The organism is Pseudomonas nitroreducens (assembly GCF_024170165.1).
GTDB lineage: Bacteria > Pseudomonadota > Gammaproteobacteria > Pseudomonadales > Pseudomonadaceae > Pseudomonas > Pseudomonas nitroreducens_C.
This window is the reverse complement of record NZ_JALJXP010000006.1, coordinates 381,663-398,138: the sequence shown is the minus strand read 5'-3', so window position 1 is coordinate 398,138 and position 16,476 is coordinate 381,663. Positions and strand designations below refer to the sequence as shown.

Annotated in this window: 11 protein-coding genes; all 11 read right to left on the bottom strand. The window is 63.5% G+C overall.

The window, feature by feature from the left end; all coding sequences use genetic code 11:
• Window positions 1–331 precede the first annotated feature (331 nt).
• Window positions 332–1,396, bottom strand: a complete 1,065-nt coding sequence (hemE, locus tag J2T47_RS15045) for a uroporphyrinogen decarboxylase (protein ID WP_253448135.1) — start codon at window positions 1,394–1,396, stop codon at window positions 332–334.
• 279 nt (window positions 1,397–1,675) lie between these two features.
• A complete protein-coding gene (locus tag J2T47_RS15040) occupies window positions 1,676–3,094 on the bottom strand; it encodes an FAD-dependent oxidoreductase (protein WP_081515425.1) in 1,419 nt (472 codons plus the stop codon).
• A 27-nt stretch (window positions 3,095–3,121) separates the two neighbouring features.
• A complete protein-coding gene (gene gltB, locus J2T47_RS15035; protein WP_253448132.1) occupies window positions 3,122–7,567 on the bottom strand; it encodes a glutamate synthase large subunit in 4,446 nt (1,481 codons plus the stop codon).
• Window positions 7,568–8,028: 461 nt separating this feature from the next.
• Window positions 8,029–9,720, bottom strand: a complete 1,692-nt coding sequence (locus J2T47_RS15030; RefSeq protein WP_253448130.1) for an AAA family ATPase — start codon at window positions 9,718–9,720, stop codon at window positions 8,029–8,031.
• A 6-nt stretch (window positions 9,721–9,726) separates the two neighbouring features.
• The gene (gene aroB, locus J2T47_RS15025; RefSeq protein WP_253448127.1) at window positions 9,727–10,833 is read right to left on the bottom strand and encodes a 3-dehydroquinate synthase; all 1,107 of its coding nucleotides are present in this window, start codon (window positions 10,831–10,833) and stop codon (window positions 9,727–9,729) included.
• A 50-nt stretch (window positions 10,834–10,883) separates the two neighbouring features.
• A complete protein-coding gene (gene aroK / locus J2T47_RS15020) occupies window positions 10,884–11,402 on the bottom strand; it encodes a shikimate kinase AroK (protein WP_081515781.1) in 519 nt (172 codons plus the stop codon).
• A gap of 8 nt (window positions 11,403–11,410) precedes the next feature.
• Window positions 11,411–13,489 carry a type IV pilus secretin PilQ gene (pilQ, locus tag J2T47_RS15015; RefSeq protein ID WP_081515421.1) on the bottom strand — a complete coding sequence of 693 codons (2,079 nt, stop codon included), beginning with the start codon at window positions 13,487–13,489 and terminating at the stop codon, window positions 11,411–11,413.
• Between the two features lie 53 nt (window positions 13,490–13,542).
• The gene (gene pilP / locus J2T47_RS15010) at window positions 13,543–14,067 is read right to left on the bottom strand and encodes a type 4a pilus biogenesis lipoprotein PilP (RefSeq protein ID WP_192293164.1); all 525 of its coding nucleotides are present in this window, start codon (window positions 14,065–14,067) and stop codon (window positions 13,543–13,545) included.
• Entirely contained in the window at window positions 14,064–14,714 is a 651-nt protein-coding gene (gene pilO / locus J2T47_RS15005; RefSeq protein WP_253448122.1) for a type 4a pilus biogenesis protein PilO, read from the bottom strand. Before pilO ends, pilP begins: the two co-directional genes overlap by 4 nt.
• The gene (pilN, locus tag J2T47_RS15000) at window positions 14,711–15,304 is read right to left on the bottom strand and encodes a type 4a pilus biogenesis protein PilN (protein ID WP_253448119.1); all 594 of its coding nucleotides are present in this window, start codon (window positions 15,302–15,304) and stop codon (window positions 14,711–14,713) included. The genes pilO and pilN overlap by 4 nt, the downstream gene beginning before the upstream one ends.
• Window positions 15,304–16,368 carry a pilus assembly protein PilM gene (locus tag J2T47_RS14995; protein ID WP_017520515.1) on the bottom strand — a complete coding sequence of 355 codons (1,065 nt, stop codon included), beginning with the start codon at window positions 16,366–16,368 and terminating at the stop codon, window positions 15,304–15,306. The genes pilN and J2T47_RS14995 overlap by 1 nt, the downstream gene beginning before the upstream one ends.
• Window positions 16,369–16,476: the final 108 nt, after the last annotated feature.

Genomic DNA, 16,476 nt, shown 5'->3' with positions numbered 1-16,476 from the left:
GCATGGGGCAATCCTCGTGAGGTGACCCCTGCAGGTTAGAAACTGTTACCCATGTGCCTGAACAAAACTGTCACCTATGTGGGTGAGTCGTACCGCAAGCCTTCTTGGTTACTTCTTTGGCGTTTGAAAGAAGTAACTCGCCCGAGGGGCGAAACACAGAGTCCACGCGCACGCCGAAGCGGCGCAGAAACACCCAAGCCAACGCAGCAAACCTGCACACCAGAGCAAAAGAAAGCGCCGGCCCTGCCGGCGGATCGCGGGCATGGCCCGCTCCTACAGGGAGCCACAAAAAAGCCCCACGAGTGCGGGGCTTTTCAGTGAAGCGTCAGGCTCAGTGATACTGCGCCGACAGCTCGTGCACCGCCTCGAAGAACGCTCCAGCATGCGCCGGATCGACTTCCGGAGTAACACCGTGGCCCAGGTTGAACACGTGGCCAGTGCCGTTACCGAAGGCACCGAGGATACGCGCCACTTCGGCGCGGATGGCTTCCGGCTTGGCGTAGAGCACCGCCGGGTCCATGTTGCCCTGCAGGGCCACCTTGTCGCCAACGCGGGCGCGGGCGCTGCCGATGTCGCAGGTCCAGTCCAGGCCGAGCGCCTCGGCACCGGTGTTGGCCATGGATTCCAGCCACAGGCCGCCGCCCTTGGTGAAGAGGATCACCGGCACGCGGCGCCCTTCGTGTTCGCGGATCAGACCGTCGACGATCTTCTGCATGTAGGCCAGGGAGAACTCCTGATAAGCCGCCGCCGACAGCGCGCCGCCCCACGAATCGAAGATCTGCACCGCCTGGGCACCGGCGAGGATCTGGCCGTTCAGGTAGCTGGTGACCGACTGCGCCAGCTTGTCCAGCAGCGCGTGCAGGGCCTGCGGATTCTCGTAGAGCATCGCCTTGGTTTTGCGGAAGTCGCGACTGGAGCCGCCTTCGACCATGTAGGTGGCCAGGGTCCAGGGGCTGCCCGAGAAGCCGATCAGCGGCACGCGGCCGTTCAGCTCGCGGCGGATGGTGCGCACGGCGTCCATCACGTAGCCCAGGTCCTTTTCCGGATCGGGGATCGGCAGCGCCTCGATGTCGGCCAGGTTGCTGACGACCTTCTTGAAGCGCGGACCTTCGCCGGTCTCGAAGTACAGGCCCTGGCCCATGGCGTCGGGAATAGTGAGGATGTCGGAGAAGAGGATCGCCGCGTCCAGTTGCGGGTAGCGGTCCAGCGGCTGCAGGGTCACTTCGCAGGCCATCTGCGGGTTCATGCACAGGCTCATGAAGTCACCGGCCTTGGCGCGGGTGGCGCGGTACTCCGGCAGGTAGCGGCCGGCCTGGCGCATCATCCAGACAGGGGTGACATCGACGGGCTGTTTGAGCAGGGCGCGGAGGAAGCGATCGTTCTTCAAGGCAGTCATAACGGCATCCGGCAAAAAAGTGCGGGTATTTTCGCAAAGCCCAAAAGAAAAGGCACGGCGGGTGCCGTGCCTTTCGTCCATCGCGGCATTCTGCCGCAGCGGTAGGTGTACTACTCATTTCTTGGAAATTCGTGCCAGTGATTTCCCTCTCCCCCCGCCCTCTCCCTGAAGGGAGAGGGAGCTGTCCGCAGCGAGAGGGTAGTTCCGAACCCTCCGGCAACGCCGATCGGTCCCCTCTCCCTTCAGGGAGAGGGTTAGGGAGAGGGCCGTAGCGGCCGGCTAAACGCCGAGGTAGTCGAGGATGCCTTCGGCGGCGGTGCGGCCTTCGAAGATCGCCGTCACCACCAGATCGGAACCGCGGACCATGTCGCCACCGGCGAAGATCTTCGGGTTGCTGGTCTGGTGCTTGAACTGCGAAGCCGCCGGGGCGATGACGCGACCCTGGCTGTCGATTTCCACCTGATGCTGGTCGAACCACGGGGCCGGGCTTGGGCGGAAACCGAAGGCGATCAGCACGGCTTCGGCCGGGATGATCTCCTCGGAGCCCGGGATCGGCTCGGGGCTGCGACGGCCACGGGCGTCCGGCTCGCCGAGACGGGTCTCGACCACCTTCACGCCTTCCACCTTGTCCTCGCCGACGATGGCGATGGGCTGGCGGTTGAAGAGGAACTTCACGCCTTCTTCCTTGGCGTTCTTCACCTCTTTGCGCGAGCCGGGCATGTTCTCTTCGTCACGGCGGTAGGCGCAGGTCACGCTCTTGGCGCCCTGGCGGATGGAGGTGCGGTTGCAGTCCATCGCGGTGTCGCCACCGCCCAGTACCACGACGCGCTTGCCCTTCATGTCGACGAAGTCTTCCGGCGACTTCTCGAAGCCCAGGTTGCGGTTCACGTTGGCGATCAGGAAGTCCAGCGCATCGTGCACGCCCGGCAGGTCCTCGCCGGGGAAGCCGCCTTTCATGTAGGTGTAGGTGCCCATGCCCATGAACACGGCATCGTACTCATCGAGCAACTGCTCCATGGTGACGTCCTTGCCGATCTCGGTGTTCAGGCGGAACTCGATGCCCATGCCGGTGAAGACTTCACGACGGCGCGAGAGCACCTGCTTCTCCAGCTTGAATTCGGGGATGCCGAAGGTCAGCAGGCCGCCGATTTCCGGGTTCTTGTCGAACACCACCGGGGTCACGCCGTTGCGCACCAGCACGTCGGCGCAGCCCAGTCCCGCCGGGCCCGCGCCGATCACGGCGACGCGCTTGCCGGTGGGCTTGACCTTGGACATGTCCGGGCGCCAGCCCATGGCGAAGGCGGTATCGGTGATGTACTTCTCCACCGAGCCGATGGTGACCGCGCCGAAGCCGTCGTTGAGGGTGCAGGCACCCTCGCACAGGCGGTCCTGCGGGCACACCCGGCCGCAGACTTCCGGCAGGGTGTTGGTCTGGTGGGAAAGCTCGGCGGCGGCGAGGATGTTGCCTTCGGAGACCAGCTTCAGCCAGTTGGGGATGAAGTTGTGGACCGGGCACTTCCATTCGCAGTACGGGTTGCCGCAGCCCAGGCAACGGTGGGCCTGGTCAGCCGCCTGCTGCGGCTTGAACAGGTCGTAGATTTCCACGAACTCGCGCTTGCGCTGGCGAAGAAGCTTCTTCTTCGGATCCTTGCGCCCGACTTCGATGAACTGGAAGTCATTGTTAAGACGTTCAGACATTTTCAGACCTCATCAAACTTCAGGCGCTTATTGCGGGTTGGCACGAGTGCTGGTCAGCAGCGAACCGAGGCTGGCGGCCTTCGGTTTCACCAGCCAGAACCGACGCAGGTAGTCGTCGAGGTTCTCCAGCAGATGCGCGCCCCACTCGCTCGCCGTTTCCGCCACGTACTCGACCAGCACCTTGCGCAGATGGTTGCGCTGGGCCTCCATCGCTTCGCCGCTGATCCGCTGGATTTCCACCAGCTCATGGTTCACGCGGTCGACGAAGGTGTTGTCCATGTCGAGGACATAGGCGAAGCCGCCGGTCATGCCGGAGCCGAAGTTGTAGCCGGTCTTGCCCAGTACGCAGATGAAGCCGCCGGTCATGTATTCGCAGCAGTGGTCACCGGTACCTTCAACCACGGCATGGGCGCCGGAGTTGCGCACGCCGAAACGCTCACCTGCGGTGCCGGCGGCGAACAGCTTGCCGCCAGTGGCGCCGTACAGGCAGGTGTTGCCGACGATGGCCGACTCCTGCGACTTGAACGGGCTGCCCTTGGGCGGGGTGACGATCAGCTTGCCGCCGGTCATGCCCTTGCCGACGTAGTCGTTGGCGTCGCCTTCCAGGTACAGGTGCAGGCCGCCGGCGTTCCACACGCCGAAGCTCTGGCCCGCAGTGCCCTTGAAGCGGAAGGTGATCGGCGACTTGGCCATGCCCTGGTTGCCGTGAACCTTGGCGATCTCGCCGGAAATCCGCGCGCCGATGGAACGGTCGCAGTTGCAGATGTCCAGTTCGTACTCGCCGCCCTTGGCGCCCTGGATGGCGGAGCGCGACAGCTCGACCATCTTCTCGGCCAGCAGGCCCTGGTCGAACGGCGGGTTCTTCTCGACTTCGCAGAACTGCGGCTTCTCGGCCGGGATCAGGTCGCTGCCCAGCAGCGGCGTGAGGTCGAGGTTGCCCTGCTTGGGCGTCTCGCCCGGGAGGATTTCCAGCAGGTCGGTGCGGCCGATCAGTTCTTCCAGGCTGCGCACGCCGAGCTTGGCCAGCCACTCACGGGTCTCGCTGGCGATGAAGGTGAAGAAGTTCACCACCATGTCCACGGTGCCGATGAAGTGGTCCTTGCGCAGCTTGTCGTTCTGGGTGGCGACGCCGGTGGCGCAGTTGTTCAGGTGGCAGATGCGCAGGTACTTGCAGCCCAGGGCGATCATCGGCGCGGTGCCGAAGCCGAAGCTCTCGGCGCCGAGGATGGCTGCCTTGATGACGTCCAGGCCGGTTTTCAGGCCGCCGTCGGTCTGCACCCGGACCTTGCCGCGCAGGTCGTTGCCGCGCAGGGTCTGGTGCGCCTCGGCGAGGCCCAGCTCCCACGGGGAACCGGCGTACTTGATGGAGGTGATCGGCGAGGCGCCGGTACCACCGTCGTAGCCGGAGATGGTGATCAGGTCGGCATAGGCCTTGGCCACGCCGGCGGCGATGGTGCCGACACCCGGCTCGGAGACCAGCTTCACCGAGACCAGCGCCTGCGGGTTGACCTGCTTGAGGTCGAAGATCAGCTGGGCGAGGTCTTCGATGGAGTAGATGTCGTGGTGCGGCGGCGGCGAGATCAGGGTCACGCCGGGCACGGCATAGCGCAGGCGGGCGATCAGGCCGTTGACCTTGCCGCCGGGCAGCTGGCCGCCTTCGCCGGGCTTGGCGCCCTGGGCCACCTTGATCTGCAGGACCTCGGCGTTGACCAGGTATTCCGGGGTCACACCGAAGCGGCCGGTGGCCACCTGCTTGATCTTCGAGCTGCGCAGCGTGCCGTAGCGCGCCGGGTCTTCGCCACCCTCACCGGAGTTGGAGCGGCCGCCCAGGCGGTTCATGGCTTCTGCCAGGGCTTCGTGGGCCTCCGGCGACAGCGCGCCGAGGGAGATGCCGGCGGCGTCGAAGCGCTTGAAGATGGATTCCAGCGGCTCGATCTCGTCCAGGCTCAGCGGCTGCTCGCTGGTTTTCACCTTGAGCAGGTCGCGCAGCATGGACACCGGACGCTGGTCGACCAGCGCGGTGTATTCCTTGAATTTGGCGTAGTCACCCTGCTGCACAGCGGCCTGCAGGGTGTTCACCACGTCCGGGTTGTAGGCGTGGTATTCGCCGCCGTAGACGAACTTCAGCAGGCCGCCCTGCTGGATCGGCTTGCGGTTGTTCCAGGCCTCGAAGGCCAGCAGCTTCTGCTCGTTCTCGATGTCGAGGAAGCGCGCACCCTGGATGCGGCTCGGGGTACCCGGGAAGCACAGACCGGTGACTTCGTCGGCCAGGCCGATGGCCTCGAACAGCTGGGCGCCACGGTAGGAGGCGATGGTGGAGATGCCCATCTTCGAGAGGATCTTCAGCATCCCCTTGGAGATGCCCTTGCGGTAGTACTTGAAGACCTCGTAGAGGTCGCCCAGCACTTCGCCAGTGCGGATCAGGTCAGCCAGCACCTCGTAGGCGAGGAACGGGTAGACCGCGGACGCACCGAAGCCCACCAGCACCGCGAAGTGGTGCGGGTCACGGGCGGTGGCGGTTTCCACCAGGATGTTGGAGTCGCAGCGCAGACCGGTCTGCACCAGGCGGTGGTGCACGGCGCCGACGGCCAGGGCCGCATGCACCGGCAGCTTGCCGGGGGCGATATGACGGTCGGAGAGCACCAGCAGGACCTTGCCGGCGCGCACGGCTTCCTCGGCCTGGTCGGCGATGTTGCGCACGGCCGTCTCGAGACCGACGGACTCGTCGTAGTTCAGGTCGATGTGGTGCAGGTCGAAGCCCGGGCGCTCCAGGTTCATCAGGGTCCGCCACTTCGCCGGGGAGATCACCGGGGTGGTCAGGATCGCCTGGTTGGCGTGGTGCGGGGACTCTTCGAAGATGTTCTGCTCGATGCCCAGACAGGTTTCCAGGGACATCACGATCGCTTCGCGCAGCGGGTCGATCGGCGGGTTGGTGACCTGCGCGAAGACCTGGCGGAAGTAGTCATAGGGCGAGCGGATGCGCTTGGACAGCACCGCCATCGGGGTGTCGTCGCCCATCGAGCCAACCGCTTCCTGGCCCTGCTCGGCGAGCGGGCGCAGCACCTGGTCACGCTCCTCGAAGGTGACCTGGAACATCTTCATATACTGCTTGAGCTGGTCGCCGTCGTAGCTGGCAACGCCCTGGTCATCGTCCAGGGTGGCCTGGATGCGCAGCGCGCTCTGGCGCAGCCACTGCTTGTACGGGTGGCGCGACTTCAGACGGTTGTCGATGTCTTCGGTCTGCAGCAGCTGGCCGGTCTCGGTGTCCACCGCGAGGATCTGGCCCGGGCCGACGCGGCCCTTGGCGATGACGTCCTCGGGCTTGTAGTCCCACACGCCGATTTCCGAGGCGAGGGTGATGTAGCCGTTCCTGGTGGTGACCCAGCGCGAGGGACGCAGGCCGTTGCGGTCGAGCAGGCAGACGGCGTAGCGACCGTCGGTCAGCACGACGCCGGCGGGGCCGTCCCACGGCTCCATGTGCAGCGAGTTGAATTCGTAGAACGCGCGCAGGTCGGCGTCCATGGTCTCGACGTTCTGCCAGGCCGGCGGAATGATCATGCGCAGGCCGCGGAACATGTCCATGCCGCCGGTGACCATCAGCTCGAGCATGTTGTCCATGCTGGAGGAGTCGGAGCCCACGCGGTTGACCAGCGGGCCGAGCTCGTCGAGATCGGGCATCCATTCGTTGGCGAACTTGGCGCGACGGGCCTGGGCCCAGTTGCGGTTGCCGGTGATGGTGTTGATCTCGCCGTTGTGCGCCAGCAGGCGGAACGGCTGGGCCAGCGGCCATTTCGGCAGGGTGTTGGTCGAGAAGCGCTGGTGGAAGACGCAGATGGCGGTCTTCAGGCGCTCGTCGGAGAGGTCCGGATAGAAGGCGGCGAGGTCCGCCGGCATCATCAGGCCCTTATAGATGATGGTCTTGTGCGAGAAGCTGCAGATGTAGTGGTCGGCGTCCTCGGCGTTGGCCACGGAGGAGCGGCGACGGGAGCTGAACAGCTTGACCGCGAATTCCTGGTCGGAGAGGCCTTCACCGCCGATGAACACCTGCTCGATCTGCGGCAGGCGCTCCAGCGCCAGGCGACCCAGAACGCTGGTGTCGATCGGCACCTTGCGCCAGCCGACCAGCTTCAGGCCGGCGCGCTCGATCTCGCGATTCATGTTCGCGCGGGCGGCTTCGGCTTTCACCGGGTCCTGGTTGAAGAAGACCATGCCCACGGCGTACTGCGCAGGCAGCTCGGCGCCGAAGGACTCCTGGGCGACGGCGCGCAGGAACTGGTCGGGCTTCTGGATCAGCAGCCCACAGCCGTCCCCGGTTTTCCCGTCCGCGTTGATCCCACCTCGGTGGGTCATGCAGGTCAGTGCTTCGATGGCGGTTTGCAGAAGTTCGTGGCTTGCCTCGCCCGTCATATGGGCGATCAGACCGAATCCGCAGTTATCCTTGAACGTCTCAGGATGGTACAGACCTGCTTTCATAGGGAACTCTCACCGGCAAAACTTTTATAAATTCCAGGGTCTGCTGACGTTTCACCATCGCCCTGTTTCGCCGTGCAGGCTCGTTTCCCGCGCACCCTAAAGGCTCGGGCCGCATCTATCGTGCAGCGCCGTTGTAGCCCCTGGTTCACCTGGAATGACCATCCCGCACGAGTTGCCACGTCTTACCCAACGTAGCGGCGGTGACGGCCCTGGCCATGACGAAACGTCAGCAGACCCTCTTCAAGCACTTCGCCTGTCTACTCGCTCAAGCGGCAAGTTTCCGATAGGCAAAGGGAGGTCATTGTACACATGGGGAAAGCGACGTCACTGTTTTTTTTGACGCACTGCTGACACCCGATGTCGCATTTTTATAAGAATGCAGCAAAAGACACAAGCCAATAAAAAAGCCGAACCCCAGGGTACGGGGCTCGGCTTTTTCAGTATTGCGACACTGCGACCTTTCAGCGCGCCCCGGCGATGTCCTGCTGGATGCTGGAGAACGGACGAGCCCAGGGCTTGGAAGCCTGGATCTTCGCCGGCAGCTTCTTGATCGCTGCCTGTGCGGCAGTACGATCGGCGAAGTTACCGTAGGTCACGACGTAGAACGGCTTGCCCTGCAGGTTCTTGCGGAAGTAGCGGTAGTCACCACCACCCTGCTGGCTGATGAAGGCCTTGGCGCTGGCTTCGGAGCCGGTGCCCAGCACCTGCACGGAGTAGCGCGAACCGGCCTGGGACTGGTACCAGCTGCTGCCACCGGCACTACCGGTAGCTGCAGCGGGCTTGCTGGCGGCGGTCGCCGGCTTGGCGCTGGCGACAGTAGTGGCCGGCTTGGTCGCAGCCGGCTTGGCAGCCTGGACAGGCTTGGCCGGCGCGGTGGCGGCAGGTTTGACCGGCTCCGGTCGCGGAGTGGGCGCAGGCGTCGGGGCCGGCTGGATGGCAGCCTGCTGCTGGACGGGAGCCGCCGGCACCGGGTTCAACGGTTTCGGGCCATTGTTCGCCAACGGGGTCACTGGCGGCGCAGTGGTGGTCACGGTCGGCGGAATGGCGGCGGAAGGCATGGCGCCTTCGTCGGCATCTTCCTGGCCACCGGCCTGGGCCATGGGTTCGCGGATCACCGGCTGGCTTTCGCCTACCAGCGGCAGCGGCAGCGGCTGGTTGGAACCCGCGAACTCCACCGACGGGCCATTGCCCTGGGCATCCGGCTGCGGCTGCGCGCTCGGCTGCGGCGCAGCACCACCACCCAGCGGCAGTTGCGACGACGTCTGCGCGGCAGTGTTGCTCGCGGTCTCCGGCTTGGTGGTCTTGCCCTGCATGAACCAGGCAGCGATGACGCCGATGGCGACCACACCGAGGATCGCCAGGTGCTTCTTCGGCAGCTTGAAGCCGGCACCGGCGGCTTTGCGCTCGCCACTGCGATCAGCCAGCATTGCTTCGATCATGGCGTCGCGAGCGGTCTGGTTGATGGTGCCGGGCCAGCCGCCGGATTGCTCGTGGATGTCGGCCAGCAGGTCGGCCGAGATCAGCTCGATGCCCTGGCCAGCGCCCTCGAGGCGCTGCGCCAGGTACTCGCGGGTCTCTTCCTCGCTGTACGGCTGCAGTTCGATGGCGTGGAAGCGCTCCTCGCCCTCGGACAGGACCTCGAGGCGCGACAGCAGCTCGGGCTCGCCGAACAGGAAGACGTGCAGGCGCGCTTCGGAATTACCGGCGGCCAGCAGCAGGAGGACTTCGAGGGCGTCTTCGCGCAGTTGCTCGGCGTCATCCACCAGCAGATAGACGTCCTGGCCGGTGATCGCCAACTGGGCGACCTTGGCGAGAATCGCCTCGATGCTGGTCTGAGTGATGCCCAGCCCTTGCGCCAACTGGCGCAGCAGGGTGGCCTCGTCAGTCACCGAGCGACCGGAAATCACCACGCTGGAGACGGCATCCTTGTTGGTGCTGGCCACCAGGGCCTGGCGCAACAGGGTCTTGCCGCTGCCCAGCGGGCCGGTGACGGCCAACAGCAGCTGGCTGTAACGCGCCAGGTGGTGCAGCTGCCCCAGTACGGGCTTGCGCTGCGCCGGGAAGAACTTGAAGCCCGGAACCCGCGGTGCGAACGGGTCGTGGCTGAACTGGTAGTGGGCCAGGAAGGCCTCATCGGCATGCAAGCTGGACATGGGACCTCAGTGTTTTCCTGCCTGACCGACCAGTGCCTGGTAGTCAGCGCGCAGTGTTTCTTCCAGAATCTCACGGGGGAATTCGGCGGTGACGACCGCGCCCCCCAGCCCTTGGAGCAATACAAGACGCAGACGGCCATCGAGCACTTTCTTGTCGACGGCCATGTGCTCGAGAAAATGCTCGGCATTCATTTCCTGCGGCGGGACCACCGGCAACTTCGCTGCAGCGAGCAGGCGGACGCCACGATCGAGTTCGGCAGTTGTCAGCCACCCCAGCCGATGCGACATCTCAAGTGCCATCACGGTTCCCGCACCCACGGCTTCGCCGTGCAGCCAGACGCCATAACCCATGTGGGTCTCGATGGCGTGGCCGAAGGTATGGCCCAGGTTGAGGGTCGCGCGCACGCCGTTTTCCTTCTCGTCGGCGCCAACCACGCGGGCCTTGGCTGCGCAGGAGCGCTCGATCGCCTCGGTCAGCGCCGCCTGCTCCAGCGCCAGCAGGTCATCCATGTGCGCTTCCAGCCAGGTGAGGAAAGGCTCGTCGCAGATGAAGCCGTACTTGATCACTTCCGCCAGGCCCGCGGACAGCTCGCGCGGCGGCAGGGTCTTCAGGGTCGCGGTGTCGATGACCACGGCCTGGGGCTGGTAGAAGGCCCCGACCATGTTCTTGCCCAGCGGGTGGTTGATGCCGGTCTTGCCGCCCACGGAGGAGTCCACCTGGGACAGCAGGGTGGTCGGCACCTGGATGAAGTCGACGCCGCGCTGGTAGCAGGCCGCGGCGAAACCGGTCATGTCGCCGATGACACCGCCGCCGAGGGCGATCAGGGTCGTCTTGCGGTCATGGCGCGCGGTCAGCAGGCCATCGAAGATCAGTTGCAGGGTTTCCCACTGCTTGTAGGCCTCGCCGTCAGGGAGCACGACCGTGGTGACCTTGTAGCCGGCCAGGGTCTTCTGCAGTCGATCCAGATACAGCGGCGCGATGGTTTCGTTGGTGACGATGGCTACCTGACGGCCGCGAATGTGCGGCTCGAAGTAGCGCAGATCGTCCAGCAGCCCCTCACCGATGTAGATCGGGTAGCTGCGATCGGCCAGATCGACGTTGAGTGTGCGCATGAAACCCCCAGGCAAGAAAGGGGACTAGGATACCGCAGATTGCAGCGCCGTTAATGGCGCTCCAACTCACGCAGGCGCTCGATGATCTCCAGCACGACAAGACGCGGAGGCCGCTCGTCGGTTTCGATGATCACGTCGGCAATTTCGCGATAAAGCGGATCGCGCATCTGCATGAGATCACGAAGGATCTGCTCCGGATTGGGCTTCTGCAGCAACGGGCGATTCTTGTCGCGCGCCGTTCGGGAAATCTGCTGCTCGACCGATGCGTGCAGGTAGATCACCTTGCCGCCACCCTTGAGGATGAGCCGATTGGCGTCACGCATGACGGCGCCACCGCCCGTGGCGATGACCATGCCCCCTTCATCGCACAGCTCGGCCAGCATCGCCTGCTCACGCTCACGGAAGCCAGCCTCGCCCTCGACATCGAATATCCAGGGGATGTTGGCTCCGCAGCGCTGCTCGATCTCTTTATCCGAATCTTTGAAGACGAGGTGAAGCTCTTTGGCGAGAAGACGCCCGATGGTGCTTTTACCAGCTCCCATCGGGCCTACCAGAATCAAATTGGACACGACATTGATCAACGGCCGATTGCAATGGCCTGATTATTCATGATCCGCGGGGTAAGGAAAACCAGCAGCTCGTTCTTGCTGTCGGTCACATAGTCGTTCTTGAACAGGCGGCCGATCATCGGCACGTCGCCCAGGAACGGCACCTTGGCCGTGGACTTGGTCTGGGTATTGGAGAACACGCCACCGATCACGATGGTTTCGCCATCGTTGACCAGCACTTTCGCGTTCACCTCGTTCTTCTTGATCGGCGGCACGCCGTTCAGGGCGTTGGCGTAGTCCGGCTCGTCCTTGTTGACCTTCACTTCCATGATGATGCGGTTGTCCGGAGTGATCTGCGGAGTCACCTCCAGGGACAACGCCGCTTCCTTGAAGGACACCGAGGTCGCGCCGCTGGAGCTGGCTTCCTGGTAGGGAATCTCCGAGCCTTTCAGGATCTTCGCGGTTTCCTTGTCCGAGGTGACGACCTTCGGCTGGGACACCACTTCACCGTTACCGGTTTTCTCCATGGCGTTGAGCTGGAGGTCCAGGATGGTGTTGTTGGTGGTGAAGCCGATGCTGATGCCCGAAGTCGGGGTGGCATTCGACGTGCCCAGGTCAACGAAGGTGTTGCCGGTACTGTTGGTACCGCCGGAGACATCGAAGTTGCCGTGGCCAGAGAGCGAACCGCTCCAGTTCACACCCAGTTCCTTGGTGTAATCGACGTTGGCTTCGACGATGCGCGCCTCGATCATCACCTGACGAACCGGGATGTCCAGCTGGGCGACGATGCGGCGCAGCTCGTCCAGGCGGTCCTGGGTCTGGTAGGCGATGATGCTGTTGGTACGGTCATCCACGGTGATCGAACCGCGATTGTCACCCTGTGCCGCCGCTGCGACACCCGGAGCGCTGGCACCGCTGCCGGTCACCGAGCTGAACAGCTTGGCGATATCAGCAGCCTTGGCGTAGTTCACCTGAATCAGCTCGCGACGCAGCGGAGCCAGTTCGGAGATCTGTTTCTGCGCTTCCAGCTCCTGGCGCTCGCGAGCCGCGATCTCGTCAGCCGGCGCGACCAGCAGTACGTTGCCGACCTTGCGCTTGTCCAGACCCTTGGTCTTGAGTACCAGGTCCAGCGCCTGATCCCACGGCACGTTCTGCAGGCGCAGGGTGATGTTGCCCTGTACGGTGTCCGAAGCCACCAGGTTCAGGTCGGTGAAGTCAGCGATCAGCTGCAGCACCGAGCGCACATCGATGTCCTGGAAGTTAAGCGACAGTTTTTCACCGGTGTAGGCGAAGGTGTCCTTCTTGCGCTTCTCGGCATCGTCCTGGGTCAGCGGCTTGATGCTGACGGTCATGCGATTGTCGGTCTGGTAGACGAGGTAGTCGTACAGGCCGGTCGGCTCGATGGTGATGCTGGCCTTGTCGCCGACGGCGGAAGCATTGACCAGCTGTACCGGGGTAGCGAAGTCCTTCACGTCCAGGCGGACGCGCAGGTTGTCCGGCAGTTGGGTACGCGGGAAGTCCAGGCGAATCTTGCCGCCCTGCTCCTGAATGTCCGGGCTGACAGTCGGATCGGACAGATCGATCACGACATTGCCTTCGCCCTGCTCGCCACGCTGGAAGTCGATGTTACGAATCGCCTTGCCAGCGGGAACGTACGGTTTGGGCTGAGCGGGCCTGGCGGCCGGAGCAGCTGCCGGCGCCGCGGAGGCGTAGGAGCTGGAAGTCGCTGCGCCCGCACCGACCACGACGTACAGATTCGAACCTTCCGCCCGGGTGCTGTAAGGCACCAGGGTCGCCAGATTGACGATCAGGCGAGTACGGTCCTTCGCCTCGACCACGGTCAGGCTGCGGGCATTGCCCACTCCCAGCTCGCGGTTCTTGCTGCCCAGCTTGTTCTGCACACCCGGGAGGTCCAGCGCGATGCGCGCCGGCTGCTCGATGGTGTAGCCACGCGGCGCAGCCACCGGCTCGTCGAAGCCCAGCTTCAGCTCCACGCGATCGCCCGGCAGGGCCGCCACGTCGACACTCTGCAGGTTCGCGGCCAGCAGGGCCGGCGCGAATACGGCCGCGAGCACGGAAATGCCGAGGCGGGAAAGCTTTCTATTCATCGTCTGAATCCGTCGTGCAGACTGCTGTTTGTTATCCATGTTCATCCCCGCCCTTAGGAGCGTTCCTTGAGAGTCAGACTGCGCGGACGCTCCAGCCAGCCACCCTCACCATCAGGAACGATTTCAATCACGTCGATCTTGGCTTCGTTGATCGCAACGATCTTGCCGTCGTTGCGCCCAAGGTAGTCACCCACTCGTACCCGATGCACCCCTCCTGCACCTTTGACGAGAGCAAATACCTGACTGTCCTTGGCCAGGGTGCCGACCATTTCGAAGGTTTCTATGTTGAAGCCCTCGAGAAACTGCTTGACCCGTGTTTCATCGGGCTTGATGACCCTGTTGCCCTTCTGCTTGACCGCCAGGTCGATCTTCACCGGCGGCTGGAAGGGGCTGCGCAGAGACGAAGCACTATAGGTAAAGGCCTCGTAGGTCTGGAACTTGGGTAGCGGCTCGATCGTCCCCTTCGGGCGGGCGCGGACTTCGTCCATATAGCCCTGCAGGTCGGCAAAATCACTGCCCGAACCACAACCGTTCAAAGTCAGGAGCAGGAAACTGCAAATGATCAGGCGCCCCCTCATTTCTTCGCTCCCGCAGTCGGGGCAGTCGCTTTCACGCCCTTGTCGTTGTACCGGTAGGTTTTCGCCAGGATGCTCATGCGCAGCTTGGAGGTGCTGTCCGAACTCGCCGGTTTGATATCGAAGTCATGCAGCGTGACGATCCGCGGCAGGCTGGACACGCCACTGACGAAGGTCGCCAGGTCGTGGTACCCACCGACGACACTGATCTGGATCGGCAGTTCGATATAGAACTGCTGAGTCACTTCCGGCAGCAGCTTGATCTCTTCGAACTCCAGACCGCTACCCAGGCCCGTGCGGGTGATGTCTTCCAGCAGGCCGGGCACCTCGGTATCACTCGGCAACTGGCGCAACAGGGCGCCGAAGGATTCTTCCATCTCCTTCATCTGCACCTTGTAGGCTTCCAGGTTCGCCGCCTGGAAGGCCTTGGTCGAGAACTGCTGCTTGAGGGTCTGCTCTTCCTCGCGGTTGCGATCGAGCTGATCCTGCAGGTCCTTCAGATGGAAGTTGTAGCCAAGCGCCAGAACCACGGCCATCAGCAGGATGCAGGCGATGACCTTGACGGCTGCCGGCCAGGAACCAAGGTTGTTCAGGTCAAGATCGTTGATATCGACCTTGCGCAAGCTCTCAAGAGAACTGGCCAGACTCATTTCTTGGCTCCTTGCGAGGTACTCTGCTTGTCCTGCTCCTCGCTGCCGGGCTGGGTCTGCTGCACCGTCAACTGGAAGACGTTCGCCTGATCCAGGGCTCCCTGGGTAACGGCCTTCACTTCGGTCAGGTTCGGCGAAGTCAGCCACTCCGACGAATCGAGGTTGCGCATGAGATTGGAGACGCGGTTGTTGGACTCGGCCGCGCCGGCAATGGAAATGGACTTCCCGGACATCTTCAGCTCAGTGAAGAAGACGCCATCGGGCAAGGTGCGGACCAGCTGGTCGAACACCCGGCCGATGATCGGGCGGTTGCCCTGCAGGTCCTGAATGATCTTCATCCGCTCCAGCAACTGCTGGCGACGAGTCTTCAGCTCGCTGATCTCCTTGATGCGCGCATCCAGCACGGCGATTTCCTTGCGCAGGAAGTCGTTGCGTGCAGTCTGGTTCTCGATGGCCGAGTTGAAGTACTGATCACCCAGGAAAACGATTGCACCGGAGGCCAGCAAAACGGCCCCCAGAATCACCAGGAAGCGCTGCTTGCGCTCCTCGCGCAGCTGCTCCCGCCACGGCAATAGGTTGATGCGTGCCATCAGTCGAAACTCCTCATCGCCAGACCGCAGGCAATCATCAGCGCGGGCGCATCACTGGCCAGCGCACCGGCGTTGACCTTGCCGCTCAGCACCATGTCGGCGAACGGGTTGGCCACCAGGGTCGGAGTACCGATCTTCTGCTGGATCAGGCGATCCAGGTCAGGGATGGAGGCAGTGCCTCCCGCCAGCAGGATGTAGTCCACATCGTTGAACTGGCCGGCCGCGAAGAAGAACTGCAGCGAACGCGACACCTGCTGAACCACGGCGTCCTTGAACGGCTGCAGCACTTCGCTGTCGTAGTCATCCGGAAGACCGCCCTGCTTCTTGGCGAGCCCCGCTTCCTCGACCGACAGTCCATAGCGACGCTGGATCTCTTCGGTGAGCTGACGCCCGCCGAACAGTTGCTCACGCGTATAGATGGTGCGGCCATGGTGCAGGACGCTCAGCGTGGTCATGGTGGCGCCGATATCGACCACGGCAACTGTGAGCTCGTCGGCATTGCCGCCCAACTGATCTCCCAGCAGACTGAACGCTCGCTCCAGCGCGTAGGCTTCGACGTCGACGACCTTGGCCGTCAAGCCCGCGAGCGCCAGCGCAGCTTCACGCACCTCGACGTTCTCCTTCCGACAGGCGGCGAGAAGAACATCGACGCGATCCGCATTGCGTGCGGACGTGCCCTGCACCTCGAAGTCGATCGCGACTTCTTCGAGGGGATAGGGGATGTACTGGTCGGCCTCGATCTTGAGCTGATTCTCCAGCTCGTCGTCCGAGAGTCCACCGTCCATCTCGATGGTTTTAGTGATGACCGCCGAGCCGGCAACCGCGACCGCAGACGTTTTCACTGCGGTCCGCGCCTTGGCGACCACACGTGACAACGCCTGGCCGACACCCTCCAGCTCAGCGATGTTCTTTTCTACCACTGCATTGGGCGGGAGCGGCTCGACAGCGTAGGCCTCTACCTTGTAGCGGCCTCCAGAGCGGCTCAATTCGAGAAGTTTGACCGAAGTCGAACTGATGTCTATCCCCAGCAGCGTGTTCGCTTTCTTATTGAAGAGCCCTAGCACGACTGATTTCCTATCAGCATCCGAGACTTACGGACGATTTATGTTTTTCCACATTAGATACCAGACTTGACAGCTTCGCAAATGGCTCGCCAGCAAAAAAACTGCTTA